Source organism: Phocaeicola coprocola DSM 17136, from assembly GCF_000154845.1.
GTDB classification, from domain to species: Bacteria; Bacteroidota; Bacteroidia; order Bacteroidales; family Bacteroidaceae; genus Phocaeicola; species Phocaeicola coprocola.
Window position 1 is genome coordinate 17,427 of sequence record NZ_DS981468.1, and the last position, 21,300, is coordinate 38,726.

22 protein-coding genes, 1 tRNA gene and 1 pseudogene are annotated in these 21,300 nt (G+C 39.4%); 10 read left to right on the forward strand and 14 right to left on the reverse strand.

The features are described 5' to 3' along the window. Positions 1–19: 19 nt before the first annotated feature. A complete protein-coding gene (locus BACCOP_RS08100) occupies positions 20–322 on the forward strand; it encodes a GNAT family N-acetyltransferase (protein ID WP_007568117.1) in 303 nt (100 codons plus the stop codon). Between the two features lie 53 nt (positions 323–375). On the opposite strand, the gene BACCOP_RS08105 is transcribed toward BACCOP_RS08100, so the two are convergent. The 9 genes from BACCOP_RS08105 to BACCOP_RS08140 all read right to left on the reverse strand — a co-directional run bounded on the left by BACCOP_RS08105 (position 376) and on the right by BACCOP_RS08140 (position 9,304). Beyond that, positions 376–777 carry a putative signal transducing protein gene (locus tag BACCOP_RS08105; protein ID WP_007568118.1) on the reverse strand — a complete coding sequence of 134 codons (402 nt, stop codon included), beginning with the start codon at positions 775–777 and terminating at the stop codon, positions 376–378. 12 nt (positions 778–789) lie between these two features. Further along, a complete protein-coding gene (locus BACCOP_RS21535; RefSeq protein WP_397434044.1) occupies positions 790–975 on the reverse strand; it encodes a hypothetical protein in 186 nt (61 codons plus the stop codon). Between the two features lie 142 nt (positions 976–1,117). After that, positions 1,118–2,914, reverse strand: a complete 1,797-nt coding sequence (locus BACCOP_RS08110; protein WP_007568122.1) for a cation:proton antiporter — start codon at positions 2,912–2,914, stop codon at positions 1,118–1,120. 60 nt (positions 2,915–2,974) lie between these two features. Continuing rightward, positions 2,975–4,108 (reverse strand): AMP-binding protein, encoded by a 1,134-nt coding sequence (locus BACCOP_RS08115; RefSeq protein ID WP_040311951.1) that lies wholly within the window; start codon positions 4,106–4,108, stop codon positions 2,975–2,977. Positions 4,109–4,116: 8 nt separating this feature from the next. Beyond that, entirely contained in the window at positions 4,117–5,169 is a 1,053-nt protein-coding gene (gene menC / locus BACCOP_RS08120; protein WP_007568126.1) for an o-succinylbenzoate synthase, read from the reverse strand. 87 nt (positions 5,170–5,256) lie between these two features. After that, on the reverse strand, positions 5,257–6,081 hold the full coding sequence (gene menB, locus BACCOP_RS08125; protein ID WP_007568128.1) for a 1,4-dihydroxy-2-naphthoyl-CoA synthase: 825 nt from the start codon (positions 6,079–6,081) through the stop codon (positions 5,257–5,259). A gap of 7 nt (positions 6,082–6,088) precedes the next feature. Beyond that, positions 6,089–7,756, reverse strand: a complete 1,668-nt coding sequence (gene menD / locus BACCOP_RS08130; RefSeq protein WP_007568130.1) for a 2-succinyl-5-enolpyruvyl-6-hydroxy-3-cyclohexene-1-carboxylic-acid synthase — start codon at positions 7,754–7,756, stop codon at positions 6,089–6,091. Positions 7,757–7,766: 10 nt separating this feature from the next. Further along, on the reverse strand, positions 7,767–8,888 hold the full coding sequence (locus tag BACCOP_RS08135) for an isochorismate synthase (RefSeq protein ID WP_007568132.1): 1,122 nt from the start codon (positions 8,886–8,888) through the stop codon (positions 7,767–7,769). Further along, on the reverse strand, positions 8,885–9,304 hold the full coding sequence (locus BACCOP_RS08140) for a PaaI family thioesterase (RefSeq protein WP_022126342.1): 420 nt from the start codon (positions 9,302–9,304) through the stop codon (positions 8,885–8,887). The genes BACCOP_RS08135 and BACCOP_RS08140 overlap by 4 nt, the downstream gene beginning before the upstream one ends. A 141-nt stretch (positions 9,305–9,445) precedes the next feature. On the opposite strand from BACCOP_RS08140, the gene BACCOP_RS08145 reads away from it, so the two are divergent. Continuing rightward, on the forward strand, positions 9,446–10,792 hold the full coding sequence (locus BACCOP_RS08145; RefSeq protein ID WP_007568136.1) for an MATE family efflux transporter: 1,347 nt from the start codon (positions 9,446–9,448) through the stop codon (positions 10,790–10,792). A 39-nt stretch (positions 10,793–10,831) separates the two neighbouring features. Beyond that, positions 10,832–11,413, forward strand: coding sequence for a Crp/Fnr family transcriptional regulator (locus BACCOP_RS08150; protein ID WP_007568138.1), 582 nt, complete (start codon positions 10,832–10,834; stop codon positions 11,411–11,413). Between the two features lie 25 nt (positions 11,414–11,438). On the opposite strand, the gene bla is transcribed toward BACCOP_RS08150, so the two are convergent. Beyond that, positions 11,439–12,341, reverse strand: coding sequence for a class A beta-lactamase, subclass A2 (gene bla, locus BACCOP_RS08155; RefSeq protein WP_007568139.1), 903 nt, complete (start codon positions 12,339–12,341; stop codon positions 11,439–11,441). Between the two features lie 179 nt (positions 12,342–12,520). On the opposite strand from bla, the gene BACCOP_RS08160 reads away from it, so the two are divergent. The 3 genes from BACCOP_RS08160 to BACCOP_RS08170 all read left to right on the forward strand — a co-directional run bounded on the left by BACCOP_RS08160 (position 12,521) and on the right by BACCOP_RS08170 (position 15,505). Beyond that, positions 12,521–13,807: an IS1380-like element IS615 family transposase gene (locus BACCOP_RS08160; protein WP_007567149.1), complete on the forward strand. Its 1,287-nt coding sequence runs from the start codon at positions 12,521–12,523 to the stop codon at positions 13,805–13,807. A gap of 245 nt (positions 13,808–14,052) precedes the next feature. After that, positions 14,053–14,949, forward strand: a complete 897-nt coding sequence (locus tag BACCOP_RS19730) for a GNAT family N-acetyltransferase (RefSeq protein ID WP_007568141.1) — start codon at positions 14,053–14,055, stop codon at positions 14,947–14,949. A 1-nt stretch (position 14,950) separates the two neighbouring features. Then, positions 14,951–15,505, forward strand: a complete 555-nt coding sequence (locus BACCOP_RS08170; RefSeq protein ID WP_007568143.1) for an NUDIX hydrolase — start codon at positions 14,951–14,953, stop codon at positions 15,503–15,505. 10 nt (positions 15,506–15,515) lie between these two features. Here the strand turns inward: BACCOP_RS08170 and BACCOP_RS08175 are convergent, their stop codons facing one another. Further along, entirely contained in the window at positions 15,516–16,022 is a 507-nt protein-coding gene (locus BACCOP_RS08175; RefSeq protein WP_007568144.1) for a GNAT family N-acetyltransferase, read from the reverse strand. A gap of 103 nt (positions 16,023–16,125) precedes the next feature. Here BACCOP_RS08175 and BACCOP_RS08180 point away from each other — a divergent pair. Continuing rightward, a tRNA-Ala gene (locus BACCOP_RS08180) sits at positions 16,126–16,199 on the forward strand. Positions 16,200–16,259: 60 nt separating this feature from the next. Here BACCOP_RS08180 and BACCOP_RS08185 read toward each other — a convergent pair. Further along, the gene (locus BACCOP_RS08185) at positions 16,260–17,018 is read right to left on the reverse strand and encodes a DeoR/GlpR family DNA-binding transcription regulator (protein ID WP_007568145.1); all 759 of its coding nucleotides are present in this window, start codon (positions 17,016–17,018) and stop codon (positions 16,260–16,262) included. 11 nt (positions 17,019–17,029) lie between these two features. Continuing rightward, positions 17,030–17,644: a 3,4-dihydroxy-2-butanone-4-phosphate synthase gene (gene ribB, locus BACCOP_RS08190; protein ID WP_007568146.1), complete on the reverse strand. Its 615-nt coding sequence runs from the start codon at positions 17,642–17,644 to the stop codon at positions 17,030–17,032. A gap of 267 nt (positions 17,645–17,911) precedes the next feature. Here ribB and BACCOP_RS08195 point away from each other — a divergent pair. From BACCOP_RS08195 to BACCOP_RS08205, 3 genes and pseudogenes are all read left to right on the forward strand, one after another. Then, a pseudogene (locus tag BACCOP_RS08195) lies at positions 17,912–19,062 on the forward strand (IS4 family transposase). A 108-nt stretch (positions 19,063–19,170) separates the two neighbouring features. Further along, a complete protein-coding gene (locus BACCOP_RS08200) occupies positions 19,171–19,902 on the forward strand; it encodes a glycoside hydrolase family 88/105 protein (protein WP_007568150.1) in 732 nt (243 codons plus the stop codon). Further along, a complete protein-coding gene (locus BACCOP_RS08205) occupies positions 19,871–20,158 on the forward strand; it encodes a hypothetical protein (RefSeq protein WP_007568151.1) in 288 nt (95 codons plus the stop codon). The genes BACCOP_RS08200 and BACCOP_RS08205 overlap by 32 nt, the downstream gene beginning before the upstream one ends. A gap of 206 nt (positions 20,159–20,364) precedes the next feature. Here the strand turns inward: BACCOP_RS08205 and BACCOP_RS08210 are convergent. Next, positions 20,365–21,300 (reverse strand): transposase (locus BACCOP_RS08210; protein WP_007568152.1); only part of this gene is annotated, 936 nt, incomplete at its 5' end.

A 21,300-nucleotide genomic window follows, 5' to 3' on the forward strand; every position in this document is an offset into this window, starting at 1 on the left:
ATCTTTAAACTTTAGTAATATGGATATAAAACATAATGCAGAACAAAGAAGATTTGAGATAGAAGTTGATGGATATAAAGCTCATGTAGCTTATAGTATTCATGATAATGGTTTGGATATTCGTCATACCATTGTTCCGTCAGAGATAGGGGGGAGAGGAATTGCATCTGCTTTGGTGAAAGCCGCTTATGATTTTGCCTTTGAAAATGCCCTGAAGCCCATAGCTACTTGTTCGTACGCTGTAATATGGTTGCAGCGTCATCCGGAGTATCAAGGGGAAATAAGTAAGGACTATTGTGAAGGAAACTCGTGTGCACTATAGTGAATAAATGCTTCTTGATGGCTTTTATAAAAATCATCAGGAAGCATTCATTTTTATGCAACTGGATTTTCAAAATGTTTTCCACATTGCTTACAAGTATATTCCCAATGTTCTGTTTTAAGGGGAGTTGCTGTAAGCAGAGATAAAAATGTCGCAAAGAGTGCACGTATTTTTTTCTCTTTTTTCAGGGCATATTCAATATTGTCGGAGTGGCAATATGGACAATATTTCATTTGTTTTGCTATTATCTCATTTTGTTCAAGTACTTTCAGAGCTTTTTCGTATTCATCTTCATACACAAAAATATCTACGCCAATATTATTGATATAGCCTTTTAGTATGTTTGAGCTATTTTCATTATGTAATATGCCAGCAATACCTTCGTTTTCTAAAGCTCCTAAAATAAGCCTTGCTTGAAACGAGCTGTCGCAAGTGATAAGCCTGACTGTTTTCATTTGGTTCTGATATTATAATTCTTTTGAAGACTTTCTGAACAGCCTCCGTAAGATAGTTCCAGGTATGGTATATCTGAAAGTATTCAGCTCGTCTGTTCGTTCGTCTACTTTTTCCAATAATCCTTCAGCATCTTTCTCTGAAATGACACCATTTGATTCCATTTGCTTGATTGTTCTGCGCTCGTTACTTAATAACATGCGAATCGATTTTAACGTTAAGGCATGTTTGTAAGCTCTGGGGAAGTTTATAGCTAAACTGTCTATAAGTTCACTCATAGCTTTTATGTTCTGGTTTATTTCTTCTTTTAGCGTGTTTACAATCGATTGTTCATTGAGTAAATCAGAGTTCTTTAATTTCCAAGAATTTCAAATCTTCTTTCTGTAGAATGATAAATCCTCTTCCCAAATCGTAAATTAGTGCGATGCGTTTACGGAAATAGAAGCTCATCAGGTTGTGTAGGTAGGGCTCTTTTCTTAAACTGTTCAGTAAAGCAGTCCGGTTGCAGAAACGAAATACTGAAAGGCGATTGTCTAATGGATATGTTCCGTCATGATCGTATAGTTCGTCTAATGAGTTCATTAATCTGCGGAAAGTACTTTGCGATATAATGCCTTCATCATAGAGTTGATGGCAGAGAGCCTTTTCTCTATCTAGTACACGTAAGCGAACTTCTGTAAGCATGGCATGAGTTTCTGCTGTATGAGTAACTTCCTGCGGCTTTGGAAAAATATAGTGTCTGACTTTTTCCCAATTGGTACCCTCCAAAGCATCACGCTTTTCTAAACGTTCCAGATATTTTTCTGAATTTTCACGAATGGTTTGCTGGATTTTATTTTCTAATATAATGCGTGCCGAGGGTATATTGATTAATCCTAATTTATTCAGCAACCATCGTGTCGTAGTAGCATTTACGCAAAGTGTTAATGTGACTATTCCGGCTGTGAAAAATAATACTTGGCTGCGTACATCTTCAGGTATAGCAGGGGTATAAGATACCATTAAAGCCAGTGTCATACCTAATGCTCCACGTAATCCTCCCCATGTCAATATAACGGACTCACGTTTACTTAATCCATATCCCATTCTTTTCATAAGTGGATATAGTAACATTATCATGGCGAAGCGGAATAAGTTGAGGCAAATGTAAATCAGTATTAGAATTCCTAGTGCTCCCCATGTAAAATTGACTTTCTGGGCAATTACGATTCCTACCAAAATAAAAATCAGTGTGTTTGCGATATAGGTAAGGAGCTCCCAGAAATGTTCCATGAAATTATTAACTTGGGGTTTTAATCTTGGCTTACCTACGTAAGTGACAGTTAATCCAAAAACCAGCAGGGCTATGACTCCTGAAACTCCCAAATAATATTGAGAAACAATAAAGGTGAGATAAGCTGAGAGGATCACAGCACTGTTTTGGATCATTTCTTCTGAGTTGATTCGGGTAATAAACCAAATAACAAGGCGTGCCAGTAGGAATCCCAATAGTGTACTAATACTTACTACTTGTATAAATTCCATTACTGGTGAGGAGGAACTTCCTCCCGTTGCTGCATAAGTTCCGAAAAACAGCATGAAACATACGATACCTGTGCCATCATTTAGAAGTGATTCTGCGTCAACAAGTGTAGAGAATCGTTTACTGGTCTTTAATTCATGAAGTAAAGCAACGACTGCAACCGGGTCGGTAGCACTAATTAAAGCTCCGAACATAAGCGCAAGTCCCCATGTCCACGATTCAAATCCAGGAACAATATGGGCGATTCCTATTAATAGTGTACCGGTAAGAAGCATACAAATGATCAGCCCCGGGACGGCAAGTAGAGTTGCATTTGCTAATGTCTTTTTGAATATATGCAGGTTGAGTTCATAAGCTGCATCAAAGATTAAAATGGGGAGAAATAAGTAGAGTATTAAATCAGGATTGATATTGGCTACAGAGTTTACACCTTCTGACAGATCACTCCAAAAATTAAAAATTCCATAACGATTTAATAAACCTACTAACAGTCCGACGGCAAATAGTCCTACTGTATATGGAATACGTGTGTGCCGTAATAATGACTTTAGTAAAGCTCCGATAACAAGTCCACCAATAGTTAATAACAGTGGTGCCAAAAATGAAGTGTCTTCCATAAATATTAGTTGTTAGGGTATTTCTTTTTAAGCAAAGGTAACCATTTAAATATTCTTCTCCTATGTTTTATCTATATAATTTGAGGCTATTTGTCGTGCAACAGCTCTACTAGGCTTACCTGTATCAGTTAGCGGGAGTGTATCTATTCGTATGATTTGCTTTGGACGCCAATAAGGAGGAAGTTTTTTTATGGATTCGTTTATTTGTTCGTGGTTTATATGAACCGCTTCTATTAATAAAACTATCCGCTCTCCAAATTTAGGATCAGGTACTGAGGTTATCATAAATGGACAATTGAGTAAGGACTTGAGTTCTTTTTCTACTTGCTCGATTTGTACTTTAACTCCTCCTGTATTGATTGTGTTATCTTTTCTTCCTAAAATACGAAATTGTCCGTGTTGATTAAATTCTGCAATATCATTGGTTCTCAAAAGTTCTGAACATACTGAAGGTGCATGAATTATCAACGTATTTTCTTCTGATAAGCTGAGGCTGACATTATCAAATGGAGTGTACCAATCTGAATAGTCACTTCCATTCAGTCGGCGTAGGGCAATGTGTGAAAGTGTTTCTGTCATTCCGTATGTGCTCCATACTGCATGAGGAAACTCTTGCAGAGCTTTTCCAAGTGCATCATCTATAGCTCCTCCACCAATAATAAGATGTTGTATCTGCATGAGTAACTTTCGTTCAGACGGAACTTGTAGCGAATTGAATACTTGCATAGGAATCATGGCAGAAAATACCGGAGGAGTTTCTATGTTTTGCATCGGATGACCGCATGGAGGAATGGGAATGAGATTTAATCCCGCTACGAGTGAACGTACCACAACCATTTTCCCTGCTATGTATTGTAAAGGCATGCAGAGCATAGCACTATCGCCTTGATGTAGTTTGAGGAAAGAAATTGTTAGTATGGCACTATTCATCATTTTTCTTTTCTCTACCCAAAGTTCTTTAGGCTGTCCTGTTGAACCAGATGTATGAACTTTTAGCGTGTTGCTGTCGTCAAACCATTCTGCCAGAAAATCAGCAAGGGAAGAATAGAAACTATCCTTTCCATATAGGTCATAGAATTTTTTCTGTAGAAGGCTTTTTCCGTCAGAAGCAGAAATCTTTGCTTCCGAAGCGGTATAACGTTCACCATTAATGGTAATAGTTTGTTGAGCTCTTTGAGTGATAAATGTTGTCATGGGCAATGTCATAATAGGAATTTGTTGAAGTCTGGTTCTTTTTCTTCTGGATGAAACCATAAGCAATCTCCTTGTATATGAAGCGGATAATCGATATTATCAGTGAAAAGCATACCAGTTCCTAATCCTTGAGGTATATCCGGACTTAATGTTGCACACCATTGTGCGATGGCATTTAGTCCGATGTTAGATTCAAGTGCTGAAGTAACCCATGAACCAATTCCCCGTTCCTTGGCTAGTTTTATCCATTCAGTAGCCCCCTGTATTCCTCCATGAAGAGAGGGTTTTAATATGATATATTGTGGTCGGATTGTTTCGAGTAATTCTATTTTGCGTGCAATAGTGTTTATGCCTATAAGTTCTTCGTCCAGAGCTATTGGAAAAGGAGATTGTTGGCATAGTGTCGCCATTTCTTTCCATTGACCTGCACGAATAGGTTGTTCGATGGAGTGTATGTGGAATGCATGTAAGCTTTCCAATTTGAAAGGGGCATCAGCGGGAGAGAACGCCCCATTGGCATCCACACGTAGTTCTATCTGCTCGGGAGAGAAATGCTGTCTTATATGCTCCAGTAGTTCAAGTTCTTTATTGAAATCGATTGCGCCGATTTTGACTTTAATACATCTGAAGCCTAATTTCATTTTTTCTTCTATGCGGGAATACATTTCATCGAAATTTCCCATCCATATGAGTCCATTGATGGGTATTCCTTTTTCTCCCTTTGAAAAAGGAGTGTCCCAAAACTGTAAATTGCCAGCTTTCAGGTGAGCAAATGCAGTCTCTAATCCAAACAGCATAGATGGATAAGGGCGAAGGGCTTCGTAATCAAGATAGCCATTTAACTCTGTCTGATGGCAGTGATAAGCCAGAACTTCACTATAGTCTGGTAAGTCGTCACAACTTAATGCTGGAAGTGGTGCACATTCTCCTACGCCATATTTTCCTGTTTGGGTATCAGTGAGTAGTACATACCATACTTTACGTGTATGATAAACTCCTCTAGATGTTCCGGCAGGCTGCTTGAAGTGTAATGTTTTGGGGATGATTTTTATTGTATACATAGGCGTTTGATCTTGATCTGATTTAAAAAGGTACTTAGAAAGAAAAAACTTTCTGACGATATGTGCAGAAAGTTTTTTCGATATTGTTTATGGCATTTTAGGGAATTTGCTCCAGTCTGGTTTGCGTTTTTCCAAAAATGCTCGTCCTCCTTCTTGTGCCTCTTCTGTCATATAATAAAGCATAGTGGCATCTCCGGCAAGTTCTTGTATGCCGGCTTGTCCATCTAATTCTGCATTCAGTCCGGCCTTAATCATACGTAGAGCAAGAGGGCTATGTTGCATCATGGTTTCCGCCCATTCTACTACTTCATCCTCCAATGAATCGAATGGAACTACCTTGTTTACTAATCCCATTTCAAGAGCTTCTTGTGCTGAATACTGACGGCAGAGGAACCAGATTTCTCTAGCTTTCTTTTGACCGACGATACGTGCCAGATAAGAAGAGCCGAACCCTGCATCAAAACTACCTACTCTTGGTCCTGTCTGTCCGAATATAGCATTTTCGGAAGCTATTGTCAAATCGCAGACTACGTGCAGGACATGTCCTCCTCCAATGGCGTAACCATTTACCATAGCAATTACCGGCTTAGGTATGGAACGAATTTGTTTTTGCACATCTAGCACATTCAGTCGAGGAACTCCATCTGTACCGATATATCCTCCATGACCTTTCACATGCATATCTCCGCCAGAACAGAATGCTTTATCTCCAGCTCCAGTCAGAACAATGACGTTTATATCTTGACACTCACGGCAATAATATAGCGCATCACTTATTTCGGATGTAGTTGTCGGAGTAAATGCATTGCGGTAACGTGGACGGTTAATTGTAATTTTGGCAATTCCGTTATAAAATTCAAAAAGAATATCTTGATACTCTTTTATCGTTTTCCATTCTCTCTTTTGTGACATAGTGGATTTATTTTTGTTTTAGGTTATGGTAATATTCTTTGAGTAATTCGATATCTAATGCTTTGTCTGTAAATACTTCCAGAAGAATCGGATGGGTAGTTACATCAGGTTGGGTAAATGCATTTATGGCAGTATGTAGTTCATTTCCATTATGTGCTGAAAGATATTCGAATCCTCTGTCTTCTGCCCATGCACGTGCAGATGTTGTATGGGTAGCGGTGACAAAGCGTCGTGCATTTTCATGTAATTCCAAGCCTGGAAGTGCATGAAAAATTTCTCCTCCTGCATTGTTTAGAAGCAGAATACGTATGTTTGTGCCATAATTAGAATTCCAAAGGGCATTCATATCATAGAAGAAGCTTAAATCGCCTATGAAGATAAAGTTCAGTTTATCAGAAGCTGTTGCATATCCTAGTGCGGTAGACAGTGATCCTTCTATACCATTAGTACCTCTGTTGGACAAAATTTCCACTTCTTCAGGCAAATCGAACAGTTGTGCATAGCGTACTACGGAGCTATTGGCCAGATGTAAAGAACATGGAACAGGAAGATGTCGGATGACTTCACCAATGGCACTCATTTCCGAATATGCAAAACTAGCCTGTGGGATAGCTTTTGACCGTGTTTCCCAAATCTTTGGGTACTCTGGTGTACGGCTATCTAACATTGGGGCTATCTTCTCCAAAAATTCGAAAGGATCCATTTCTATGATAGTGCTCAGTGAACCAAACAAATCGACGACTTCTCCATCAACAGATACATGCCAATGCTCCATCGGGGGATGCTTACGCAGAAATTTTTTTAAGCGTTTTGAGATAATATGTCCTCCGTATGTGATGAGTAATTCAGGACGCATTTTTTCTTGTTCTTCATTGTTCATCGAGCAAAGTAGAGGCTCCATATTTCGTATAGGCATTCCGGGGATGGTACGATTACTTATATTTTCGGTGAACCATGCGAAATGCTTGTACAGCATTTTGGTATATTTTTTGTCGAACAGATAAATCAGATTCATTTGTCCGACCACGATCATGCGTCGCTGGTATTTGTTTAATCGTTCAATGAGCGGTTGGTAATCTTTATCATAAATATTTAGTCCCTGGTAACGTGTAATTACTCGTGCACTAGGTAACTCTTTTTCAGGAAGTAAAAAGAACGGCTCACTGATCGGAACGTTGATATGTACTGGCCCCTTACCGTGATGGTTGAGTTCCAGCAGGGCTTCATTGATAAGTCGGTTGCAGAACCATTCACTTTCTTCGTTTGTTACTTCGGGTAAATTTACCGATTTTTTTACTAATGTACCGAATACTCCCGGTTGTGGTAATGTCTGCCCATCCATTTGTCCAATCCAGGCTGCTGGGCGATCTGCTGAAACTATTACTAATGGAACTTGCTGGTAAAAGGCTTCTGCTACAGCTGGGTGTAAATTTAATAATGCTGTACCTGATGTACAACACACAGCAACAGGAGTTCCCCCATGCAAGGCGAGTCCAAGTGCAAAGAAACCAGCACTTCGTTCGTCTGTCATCGGATAACATGTAAAGTCTGGTATATTGGCAAACGTTTGAACTATTGGAATGTTTCTACTTCCTGGACACAAAACGATGCGCTTTATTCCAAATGATCGAAGCAAAGAGGCTAGTTGTAATATGCTTTTTTTATCAGTATACATAGCTTTATTTTTATAAAATATTCCTCATGGTATTCATTTTCTGCTGTGTCTCTTCCCATTCTGTTTCAACGGTAGAGGAGGGAAGTATTCCGCCTCCGGCATAGAATGTTGCGGTTTTATCAGTAATATTCATACAGCGTAGATTGACATAAAGTGTTGTTTCACCTTGAGGATCTAGCCATCCGATAATTCCTGTATAATAAGCTCGGTTATATCCTTCGTTGTTCAAAATGAAGTGGTATGCTTCTTCTTTGGGAAGGCCGCATACTGCTGGAGTGGGGTGAAGCTCCTGTAAAATGTCACCTAAATGAGCTGTATCTTTTAGTTCAAAATGAAAATCAGTTTTTAAATGTACTAATTGTCCGGCTCGTGCCGTATAAGGACCTTTTTCTTTTAATTTGTTTCCGAAGCGTTTTACAGTTTGCCGGATGTATTCACTGACAAATGCCTGTTCGTTCTGATTCTTTTCACTCCATTCCGTAGGCATTATTTCACCTTGCATAGGCATAGTGCCTGCAAGAGCTACTGTATGCCATTCTGTATCTTGTCCGCTTAAAATAATTTCAGGAGTACTCCCTATCCAGGTTCCAGTCTGTGGAGTGTGACATAAAGAAATCATCATACGTGGATAGTTATTACATGCACGTATAAATGCCGTAAGAGGAGAAAAATCTCCTTCTAATGCTTGAGTATAATTGCGTGACAGGACTAACTTTTTGAAAGTATTATCTTCTAGTGATGAAATGAAACGGGAGAAAACCTGTTCATATTTTTCTTTTGCTTCCTGAGCATTAGTACTTCTTTTTTCTTTTGAATTGAAGGATGAGGAAAATTCAAATGATATTGATGAGGCAAATGCTTCGAGAGACTGACTGATATTTTCCCATTCGTGTGCAACTTTATCCGGGCGTATAAGGACTGCCGGATACTCTTCTGTTTGATGAAAAGGAGTCATGACAAATCCTCTTTTACCGTTTAAAGCTGCCGGGCTGTTTAGTACTTCTACATCTTCTTCTTCCTGTAAAACCAATATTGGCTCATCTGTCCAAGGCAGACGATATAGAGCAAAACTGAAAGGACTACGTGTAAGATTATCTATCAGCTTGTGAATTGTTGTTCCGGGAAGATTCATAATCGTTTTTTTACTATTAAATTAACAATGCGTGCAGTAGAAACTAATTTACCTTCAGGAGTGGTTATATCGACATTCCATACGTGTGAAGTACGTCCTCTGTGTACAAGTTTTCCCACAGCTTCGACGTAAGTACCTATTGGAACCATGTGTACATGGTTAGCACTTATCTGTATGCCGCAAGGCATTTGTCCAGGTTCACATAAAGGGATTGAACCGTATCCTGCAACAGTTTCTGCTAATGCAAGAGAGGCTCCTCCATTTAAAATGTCTACAGGCTCACATGGGCGTGAAGTGCGTTCGTCGACAGGCATTGTTGCTTTTACATAACCTTCTTCAACGGAGATAAGTTGAATTCCGAGATTTTTTGCTAATGACTCCGGAAGTTCATAACATTTCTTTTCGCTCGTTTGCATAAGTCTTATATTCGTAAACTTTTGCAAAGTTACAATTTTCCATTCAAAAGCTGGAATAAGGTGTGAGAAATTACCATATGTTAATCTTTCTGTCATGCCATTGTCGTACTTTTGCATCCGGATTCAAATATAAAATAATATATGAGAGATAGCATTGATTTTAAAACGATGAATATACCGAAGCTTTTTCGGAAACTTCTTATTCCTACTGTATTAGGAATGATATTTAATGCGATATTTATTATAACAGATGGTATATTTGTAGGTAAAGGTATCGGAAGTGATGCGCTGGCTGCTGTTAATATTACGGCTCCCTTGTTTCTGATTAATACAGGAGTTGCTTTAATGTTTGGAATAGGTGCTTCAGTTGTTGCTTCTGTCCATTTATCACAAGGAAAAGCAAAGGTTGCACGTATTAATGTGACTCAGGCGATTATTGTATCATCTGTTTTATTATTGATTTATGCAATAGGAATCGTTTCGAATGTAGAGCGAGTTGCTGTCTGGTTGGGAAGTTCTGAACGTTTATTGCCTTTGGCTGTGGAGTATATGTACTGGTTTGTTCCTTTTTTGGTCTTTAGTGCTTTACTCTGTTCTGGTATGTTTTTTGTCCGTTTGGATGGGGCACCTAATTATGCAATGGTGTGTAATATCATTCCTGCTATAATAAATATTGTGCTGGATTATGTGTTTATCTTTATTCTTAAATGGGGAATGTTTGGTGCCGCTCTTGCTACTAGTTTGGGCTATATAGTTGGTGCTGTTATGATCTTGGCTTATTTGTTTCATCCTGAAAGGATACTGCATGTATGTCGAGTAAAATTGAGTAAAAAGAGTTTGTATCTTACCATAAGAAATGTAGGATATATGTGTCGCTTGGGGTTTTCTTCTTTTTTATGTGAAACAGCTATTGCGACTATGATGTTTGTTGGAAATTATGTTTTTATCCGTTATTTAGGAGAAGATGGTGTAGCTGCATATAGTATTGCGTGTTATTTTTTCCCTATTGTTTTTATGGTTTATAATGCCATTGCCCAGTCTGCACAACCTATATTGAGCTATAATTATGGAGCAAAATGCACAGCTCGTGTTCGTGAAACGTTTCGTTTGGCACTGACTACTGCGATATTGTGCGGAGCTGGTGTTTTTTTGCTTACATGGATCTTTTCTCATCAGATTGTTGGCATGTTTCTTGATAGTTCTTATCCGGCATATAATATAGCAGTGAAAGGTTTGCCCTTATTTGCTTCGGGATTTGTATTCTTTGGAATAAATATTGTTTCTATTGGGTATTTTCAGAGCCTAGAACGTGATTGTCCGGCGATGATCATAACATTGTTACGTGGTTTTGTTTTAATCCTTTTGTGTTTCTGGATTCTGCCGATTATTTGGGGATCCTGGGGAATTTGGCTGGCTGTTCCGATGTCGGAGTTATTGACTTTCTTATTGGTTTTGGTGATTTATTGGTTGGAGAATCGGAGAAATTAGTGAGGATTGTTACATTTGTACAAAGAAAATATAAAAGATATGGATTCATTTATAGAAAGATTTTGTGCAAAATATTATTTTCCTTATGCTGAAGGAAGACAATTGATTGAGGGTATGGAATATAAGACTTATCGTAAAGGTGATTGTCTGGTACGTGAGGGAGAACGTGACACGTCTTTCTATATAATTGCTCGTGGTATTTGGCGAGGGCATTATTTACGTGATGGGCAGGAGGTATCTGTCTGGTTTGCTTCTGAAGGAGAAGCTTTATTTTCTACATGGGGATATGTCGATAATGCTGTTTCGAGAATAACTATTGAGGCAATGAGTGAAGCTGCATTGTATTGTATGCCAAAGCAGAAATTGGAAAAGTTGTTTGCTTCATCAGTTGATTTTGCCAATTTAGGAAGAAAACTTTTTGAGCGTGAATTTCTTAATGTAGAAACATGGCTTATTAATGGTGGGGCTTCCCAGGCTAGGGAACGTTATTTGGCATTACTTGAAGATAACCCGGAGCTTCTCCGTCATGTCCCATTAAAATATATAGCTTCATATTTATATATAACCCCACAATCGTTGAGCCGTATTCGTGCTGAATTGGCTAAAAGTGGTAGGTGTTGATTTTACTTTTGTATGTGAATTAAGTTTATTTGTTGGAGATGTTCTTTTCTGAAGCTAGATGGTGATATACAATTTCCGAAATTTTTGCTATGATTTTTTCAGTATCAGCCATACTTTCTTTTGAATCTTTGACCAATACTGCTATTGTGTAGCGTTTTCCGTCTGGAAGAAGAATAAAACCAACATCATTGATACCAATTAATTCTCCCTGCACGTTCCGGTCGGAAGTTCCTGTTTTGTGACCTATTCGTGCTGTAGTATCCAACAAAGGAGCTGGTAACCTGTTAGTACCGGTTTGACAATTAAGCATTGTTTCTTTGAGGAAGTTTTGATATTCGGTTGGAAATAATTCTTTTGAAAATAACATATCGGTTAGGGAAGCTATTTCCAAAGGGGTACTCCAGTTCTCATAACAAGCTGCCAAATCCTTATGCATGTCATCTTCTGTCTTTGATATGGAAAAATTATTAATCCCCAAAGAACGTATATAGGAATCCGTATACAATACGCCGCCGGTATAATTGAATAATATATCGCAAGCATTATTATCACTCTTTTGAATGGTATAATCTAATAACTGATCTATGGGCATGTAAATGTTTCCTCCCGGATATTTATCGCGTAAAGGGCTGTAAGTATCATCAAGCAGTGCTTCTTTAGGTATAAATATCTTGGTGGAAAGCGGTTGGTTATGTTGGTGCAGATAATGGAGTACAGCTAAAGCTTGAGGATATTTCATGACACTCATCAATGGATAATGACACTCATTATTTACAGTTATGGTATCTTTCCCGTTAATGATTATTGCTACTCCAACCTGTGCAGGGACGTTTTCAATCGATTTTTTGATTTTTGATTCTAATAAAACTTCTTGTGCCTGTATCAGAGAGGTAGATAATATGAAAAGGAATAATATTAAAAAACGCATAATTGGTATATGATAAATGTTGGATACAAAGATAAGATATTTTCCTTAATTCCGCAACATAATTGATAATTATTTTTATAAGTTCCTGAGCAACATTTTGTTGCCCAGGTTTTTGCCATGTCAGCGTTTTCACTTACCTTAGTGTTGCGAATCCAAAGACAAAGAAAACCGCAACAGGCATGGCAAAGGTAGCAATAAAATCCGAAAGACTCACTCCTTTTGGAGGCATATTTCCAATCATGGAGCAATTTACCTCCCTTCTCTCCTCTACAATTGACTCAACACTTGGGTTGAGATGCAAACTCTATGGTTATCAATACAGCGAAATCATCCGCTCCCTCCTATGCGTTTACTTCTGCGGCGGTTCTTGCGTTGAGGATGTCACCGCCCACTTAATGAGTCATCTTTCCCTTCACCCCACACTCCGCACCTGTAGCGCCGACACCATCCTTAGGGCAATAAACGAACTGACCCGGGAAAACATCTCATACACGTCTGATGCCGGAAAGTCCTATGATTTCAATACGGCAGACACACTCAACACATTGCTCCTGAATTGCCTGTTGTCCACAGGGCAGTTGAAAGAGGGCGGGGAGTATGACGTTGACTTTGACCACCAGTTCATTGAGGCGGAGAAGTACGATGCAAAGCCCACGTACAAGAAATTTCTTGGTTACAGGTCCGGTGTGGCCGTTATCGGCGACATGATTGTCGGCATAGAGAACAGCGACGGCAACACCAATGTACGCTTTCACCAGAAGGACACGCTAAAGAGGATTTTGGAGAGACTTGAAGAGAAGAAGCTGACAGTCAAACGCTTCAGGGCCGACTGCGGCTCATGCTCTGAAGACATTGTGGATGAGGTCAGGAAGCATTGCAGGACATTCTACATACGCGCCAACCGCTGCTGCTCGCTCTATGATGACATCTTCGCGCTCAGAGGGTGGAAGAAGGAAGAGATAAACGGCATCGTGTTTGAGTTGAACTCCATTCTCGTTGAGAAGTGGAAGGGCAAACCGTATCGCCTGGTAATCCAGAGACAGAGACGCATGGGCAGTGGACCGGACCTGTGGGAGGGGGAATATACATACCGCTGCATCCTGACCAACGATTACGAATCATCCATGAGGGACATCGTGGAGTTCTATAACATGCGCGGTGGCAAGGAACGCGTCTTTGATGACATGAACAATGGGTTTGGATGGGACAGACTGCCTAAATCCTTCATGGCGGAAAATACCGTGTTCCTGCTCCTGACGGCACTGATACGCAATTTCTACAAGGCCATCATGCAAAGGATTGAAGTGAAGAAGTTCGGGCTCAAGGAAACCAGCCGTATCAAGACGTTTGTCTTCAAATTCATTTCAGTACCTGCCAAGTGGATTAAGACCGCAAGGCAATGTGTGCTGAATATCTACACCGACAACCATGCATATGCAGAAGCCTTCAAAACTTCTTCCGGATGATTTACATCACTTGATGGCCACTGATTGCGTATTGCCTCAAGTCGCTTTATGGGGTAAGGGGATGGTATGCGCATTGAAACGGACGCGAGGACTTAATGGTTATCTTACGAATCAAAAGTCCATTTCTCTTTATGTAGGTAGCACTTCGGGAATGGAGTTGCGGATTTAAGGATTTTGTGGCAATAGCGTTTCTATTTTAAAAAGCTTTTATTTTTGCATTTGTAGAAGTAAATTGAATTACAATTATGACCGATTATATTCTTATAACTTCAGTTACCGCAGAAAAGCTGTTTGGCATATTTGAAGAATCCGTGCGTGAAACTTGTGCTAAGGATTATTCAGCTGTTCAAATAGATGCATGGATAGCACGTGCAACTCCTGCACGTTGGCAGCAACTTCTATCGGGAGATTTACATTTTATAGCAGCAGTTAATCAAACTTCAGGTGAATTGGCAGGTTTTGCATCGATTAATCCTGACGGATATCTGCATAGTATGTTTGTGCGCCCCAGATATCAGAAGAAAGGCATTGCTTCCTTCATGCTTCATGCCTTGGAGGATTGGGTAATGCGTTTTCAGGCTTCTGATATCTATTCGGATGTTAGCATTACTGCATTACCTTTCTTCTTATCTCAGGGATTTTCTATAGAACGGGAACAGACTGTGGTGGTAAATGGAGTAAAGATGTCAAATTTTCTAATGAGGAAACCCTTGATATGTCAGCCTTCTGAGACAGATTATGACGAATTGCTATGTGTTTGGGAGGAAGCTGTCCGAAGTACACATCATTTTCTTTCCGAAGAGGATATACAGTATTATAAACCTTTAGTTCGGATAATTTATCTTCCGGGAGTAGATTTATATTGTTTTCGTAATCGGGAAAGGAGAATAACGGCTTTTATGGGGTTAAGTAATGAGATGATTGAGATGCTTTTTGTTGCTCCACAAGAACAAGGGAAGGGATTGGGAAGTCGGTTAATTGATTTTGCCATAAAAGAAAAAGGTATTTATAAAATTGATGTAAACGAGCAAAATACAATAGCTTCTAGATTTTATCAACATAAGGGTTTTAAGATTGTTTCTCGTGATGCATTTGATGCAGCAGGGAAGCCATATCCAGTTTTGCATTTAGAAATGAAATAGTATGGAAAATAATGATAGAAAATGGGAAGTTCTCCATAGCGAATATCTCATTCAACGTCCGTGGTTGACGGCACGTCGTGATTGTGTCCGATTGCCTAACGGAGTAGAAAATGATGAGTATTATGTATTGGAATATCCTGATTGGGTGAATGTGATTGCCATTACGGCAGAAGGTAAGTTTTTAATGGAACGTCAGTACCGGCATGGGCTTCAATGGACCGGATATGAAATTTGCGCTGGCGTGTGTGAGAAGGGAGAAGAACCTTTGGAATCAGCAAAAAGGGAGTTATATGAAGAAACGGGGTACGCAGGAGGTGAATGGAAGCATTTTATGATACTCTCTGCCAATACTAGTACAATGAATAATGTTTGCCATTGTTTTTTGGCTGAAGGAGTTGAACGTATTTCGACTCAGCACCTTGAGCCCACTGAAGATATAAGCATTCATTTACTTTCTACAGATGAAGTCCGTGCATTACTGCTGAATGATGAGATTCGTCAGGCACTTATGGCTGCACCATTATGGAAGTTGTTCGCCGAAAGAAAACTGTTATAAGATAGCTTGATCAGGAGTGGGAGGTGTTGTGTCTTTGATAGGCAATACGGGGTGTTCCGTTTGCTACATAGATTATCCCGCAGCGTATGAAACCATGCTTCTCTAAAAGGTTTTGCATTATTTTATTATCCGCATGCGTGTCAACTCTAAGATTGGGAGTTTGTTTCTCACACCAGTTTATGCATGCTTCGAATATACCTCGACAGCTACCATCTGAAGCAATACGGTGGATAACCCAATAAGGATCATTATCCAGCCAATCTCCTTCGTCTATGCGGGAGTATGTCGGATCGGGTCCTTGGATAAAACAGAATGTTCCTGCGACAGATTCTTGTTCGTTTATGCAAACGTAGCAATGCCCTGAGTTGATTTCGTGCATTATTAATTCACGTTGTGGATATCCATTGATCCACTGGTTGGCATTTCCAGTAGATTGCATAAAGCGTCGCGCGGTATCAAAAATACCCATAAGTTTATTTAAATCGGAAAGTGTCGCCAAACGTATTTTTATTTTCATGGTGGTGCCTTTATAGTTAACTGAAAATAGTTTTTTATAATATAAGGGGCATAAAATATTTTAGTTTCCGAAATCTTGTTATATCTTTGTCTTCAAATAATAAGGGGCATTAGCTCATCTGGCTAGAGCGTTTGACTGGCAGTCAAAAGGTGGCAGGTTCGAGTCCTGTATGCTCCACTTCTTTTTATTTAATTACACCAGTTCCCATTATTAAGAACTTCTTTTTATATTTTGTTTTTAGAAGATAATTTTTACGTTTTGTTCTTCTATCTTTTTAATATCTTCGTATGATATTTTGTTATCTGTAATTAATGCCTTTATTAAAGAAATACTACCTAAACTTGCAAAAGATGTATTTCCTATTTTCGAAGAATCTGCTACAAGGAACACTTCATCGGATGATTTTATCATAGCCGATTTTACAACTAAGTCGCTTAAGCTTGGGTATGTAAGTTGCATTTTAGCAGAGATTCCAGCTGTAGCTAAGAATAATTTGTTGGCATGTAAATTATTGAATGGTTGTGCAGCCATTTCCCCTGTTAATGACAATGTGGGAGCTTTAAATTCTCCACCTGTAACTATCAGACTGATATTTGGGTTCTCACCTAATATCAGAGCAATATTAAGTGCATTAGTTATTATTGTCAGGTTTTTAAACGAAACCAGCAGTTTGGCTATCTCAGTTGTTGTTGAACCTGAATCAAGGATGATACAATCGCCTTCATTTATAAAATTAATTGCTTTCTTAGCAATTTCTCTTTTTTCTTCGATATTTTTCTGGTTTAATAACTGACCAGTTCTGGCAAATGAGCTTACGTCTTTTAAGAGAGCACCTCCATGCTCTCTTTCTATGTATCCCATTTTCTCTAATTCTTCTAAATCCTGTCTGATAGTGACATCAGTTACTTTAAATATCTTGCTCAAGTCCTGTACTTTTGCATGTCCGTCTTCTCGGATAAGATTCAATATTTTCAGTCTTCTTTGATTTAGTGCCATGATACTCGTAGTTATAGGTTATTCTTGATACGATATTCCTGAATACTTTTAATTGAAATAATTTTGAGTTGGAATTTTTGTGCAATTTTCTCCAGTTGTGGCAGACGTGCCATTGTTCCATCTTCATTTAGAATTTCAATGAGTGCTCCTCCAGGTTTTAGACCTGCCAGTCTTGTCAAGTCTAACAGAGCTTCTGTATGTCCATCTCTTTCTAAAACTCCATTTGTTGCACCATATAATGGGAATATGTGTCCTGGGCGTGCGAGTTCTTCTGGAGCAATATTGCCGCATACAAGAGCATGGATAGTCTTAGCTCGGTCAAATGCAGAAACTCCAGTTGTACATCCGTATCCTTTTAAATCTACAGACATAGTAAAAGGTGTTCCTAAAAGTGAAGTGTTATCCGTTGCCATTGGGGCTAGTTTAAGCTCCGCACATCGTGCCTTAGGAATAGGAACACATAATAGTCCTTTCCCATGCGTAATCATAAAATTGACTTTTTCAGGAGTTATTTTTTCTCCTGCAATGATAAAATCTCCTTCGTTCTCTCTATTTTCATCGTCAATGACAATAATGATTTTTCCTTGACGGATATCTTCCAGACCTTCTTCTACTGAACTTAGCATACCTTATTATATTGTTAAAATTCGTATTATTTGCAAAGGTAATTATTTTTCTGAAAGAACTATTTGGTTTTGATTTTTTTTAAAGAAAATACTTTGTACTATTTATGTCTTAAAATATAAATTACGTTAATATAGTTTCGTTTTCTTTTTTGTTTTTTGTTTTAGGTCAATGTTGTCCTAAACGTTTTTCGATAAAAACAAAAAAAGGAAGTAAAGCTAAGGTAGAATGAACTACCTTAGCAAAGAGCACCACCTCTTTTACTTCCTATGGCAAATATAACACTTTTCGCACAAGCAATCGGTAGACTTCCGAAAGAATGTATAAGGAAAATTATTCGTGAAGAAAAAACGGACAAGCACAGCAAAGGCTACGACACATGGAGCCAGTTCATAAGCATGATGTTCTGCCAGTTCTCTGGATGCGATTCTGTACGTGATATCTCCAATGGACTGAATTCAGCCAATGGCAATTTGAATCACCTCGGAATCTGTCGCGCTCCCTCTAAATCAACAGTCGCTTATCAGAATGCCAAAAGGGACAGTGGCGTGTTCCGACGGATATTCTATGCACTGCTTGCTCATTTTGGACAGCAGGCGGTATGGCAACGCACCAGGTACCGTTTCAAGATGCCAATCAAATTGCTGGATTCATCTACCATCACGCTGACCATGTCGCTCTACGAATGGGCACATTACACAACAAGGAAAGGGGGCGGTGAAGATGCATACATTGCTTGATTATGACAGCCTTCTTCCTGAATTCGTAAACATTACCGAAGGTAAATGCGGTGACAACAGGGGTGATTTGGATATCCCCGTTCCACCTCATTCTGTAGTCGTTGCAGATCGTGGCTATTGCGATTTCTCCCTTCTTGACTATTGGGACAGCAGGAATGTGTTTTTTGTTGTCAGGCACAGGGACAACCTGCTTTACTCACAAATTGAAGAACGTTTATTGCCCGAAACGAGGGCGCAAAATGTACTCATCGACGAGATTATTGAGCTGACAGGTGAGCAGACAAAGAAAAAATACACCAGACCGCTCAGACGCATAGCTGTCTGGAATGACGAACATGGCTATGTGGTACAATTGCTCACCAACAACTTCAAGCTGACTGCTTCCACAATAGCGCAACTCTACAAGGCAAGGTGGATGATTGAAATTCTTCAGAAACATCAAGCAGCTGTTGAAAATAAAGAGTTTCATTGGTACATCACGCAATGCTGTTGAGACGCAGATATGGACTGCTTTGTCAACGATGCTGCTACTCTGCTGGCTAAAGCACATTGCAAAGTACAAATGGGGGCTCGCCAATCTTGTCGTATCACTTAGATTGAACACATTCACGAAAATAGAGCTCGAAAAGTGGTTGAATGAGCCATTTACACCTCCGCCAGAGCCAGCTGGAGTGATATAAATGGGGGCAAAAAAAGCTTTGAAGCGGTTGTTATCTATAACAACCTCATATTCATCGTACCTATAAATCGTTTAGGACAACATTGATGTAGAAGAATATGCCGATAAGATGGTGAAAGAAGATGGTACCATCTTGAATTATGATTATATAAACGGGAGACGTAATGTCGATATGATTAATGCCGGGAAGATTCTGTTCGATGTGTATGAGCAGACAGGAAATCCCAAATATAAGAAAGCAATGGATTTACTTTACAATGCGATGATGGATCATCCTCGAAATTCGTTGGGTGGCTTCTGGCATAAAGAGGTGTATCCGTGGCAGATGTGGCTCGACGGACTTTATATGGCTTCTCCTTATCTGGCACAATATGCTCAGGTTAACAATAAACCTGAGTTGCTGAACGATGTTATCATGCAGTTCCTTATTGTTGAGAAATTTATGCGTGATCCGGTCACAGGATTGTATTTCCATGCGTGGGATGAAAAGAAAGTACAGAAGTGGTGTGATCCGGTTACCGGACTTTCTCATCATTTTTGGGGAAGAAGTATAGGCTGGTGGTATATGGCATTGGTTGATGTTCTCGATTTTGTACCCGAAAATCATCCGTTGCGAGACAAGCTGCTGGTTATTGCAGACGAGCTGGCTCGTACCTTACCAGAATTTCAGCACGACGGACTTTGGTATCAGATTGTAAATTTGGAAGAGCGTGAAGGAAACTATCAGGAAGCTACGGCTTCTGCTATGTTTATGTACGCTGTAGCCAAAGCTGTTAACAAAGGATATATCGATAGAAGATATAACAAAATTGCAACTGAGGCTGAAAGGAACAGCGCATAATCTAGCTATTAAAGGGTTATTTAAATATATTGATCCTAATAGTGCTGAAGCAGCTGCACTGATTGCAGAGGGATATGAAAAGGTTAATTGGGGTGTAGATTTGGTGAAGTATAAGGATCATTATACTGATACAAATCTTTTACCGGGCGTAAAAGCTGGCAATGTTGCTCCTAGATTTTATTGGCCTATGCCATTCGAAACTTTGACAATGTCTAAAGGTAAAATAACGAATGGATATGGTTTGGCTCAGGAATAATGAAGTATCTTGTAAATGAAATAAAAACTTCAGCATCTTTTAGACAAAATATCCTGAATTTTTTATTTTTTTTGTACAATGTTTAGAAGAGTTCGTACGAATTTTCTTGAAAAATAATGGAGTTTTTCGCTTTTTTCAAGCGAAAAACTCCTGCTTTTTTATTATGCTATTTATCAGCGTAATAGTTCGTTAAAAATTCGCCAAGCCTAAGCGGCTCTGGCAGTAAATAAAATGAGTTCTTTGAAAAGTTTGTCAATAACTTGCATGTCTGGGTTAATCCCGAACACGCAAATAAATCGTTCAAGCATATAAGCATTGTGTATGAATGACTTGCAAGAGGATATGGAATAGGCTATTCCGAGCCTCTTACATGCCGCTTTGGCCAAGTTGACAGCTGCGAGCGATGCATTGAAGTGAAAATCCAACTTCCTGAAGTCGGTTGACTGGCAGTTGGTGATTCCTGCATGCTGCTTGCCATCTCTAAAGCAAAATTCCAGTTGGAACCTGGTTCTGTAATAATCCAGCACCTCACGTCCATCCATGGAATCGTCTGTAGAGAAGTAAAGCTGCCACTTGTCTGTCCTCCCGTCCATCGGATACCAGACGGCTAAGGAAACATACCTTTTGAGAGCTTTTGCATATACCCTCAATCCGTATAGCTTTCCTTTGTTCACCTCGTATTCCTTGCACCGGGTCAAATCCAGATTGGCAAAGTCAATCCTGCCGTCAAACCACTTGGGATGACCACGTTTTCCTGTTTTCTGCTCCAATGTCGGATAGTACAGGATTACGTCATTCCGAAAGCGGCTGATGACATGGAAATCGTTCTCACACATAGGTGTTATGAATGTTTCCTTGGAAAAGAATGCGTCTGCAACCACCGTTCTGGACAGGCTCTGTAGCTTGTCTTTTCTACTGATAAGATAGCTGCTGTACCAGTCAACGAGGCTCTTGTCCATATTATCCAAGGTCTTACAATCCGGCGTCTGAATGGAACCTAAAGTCATGCATTCATGATTGTCGATGTCAATGACACCGATGCCCATGATTTCCAGTCCACGCTTGTATTCTCCTGCACAACCAGACCAGAAGTAACCTATCCAAGGTGTCTTCTTGCCTGATTTGGGAATATAGGAAGGATC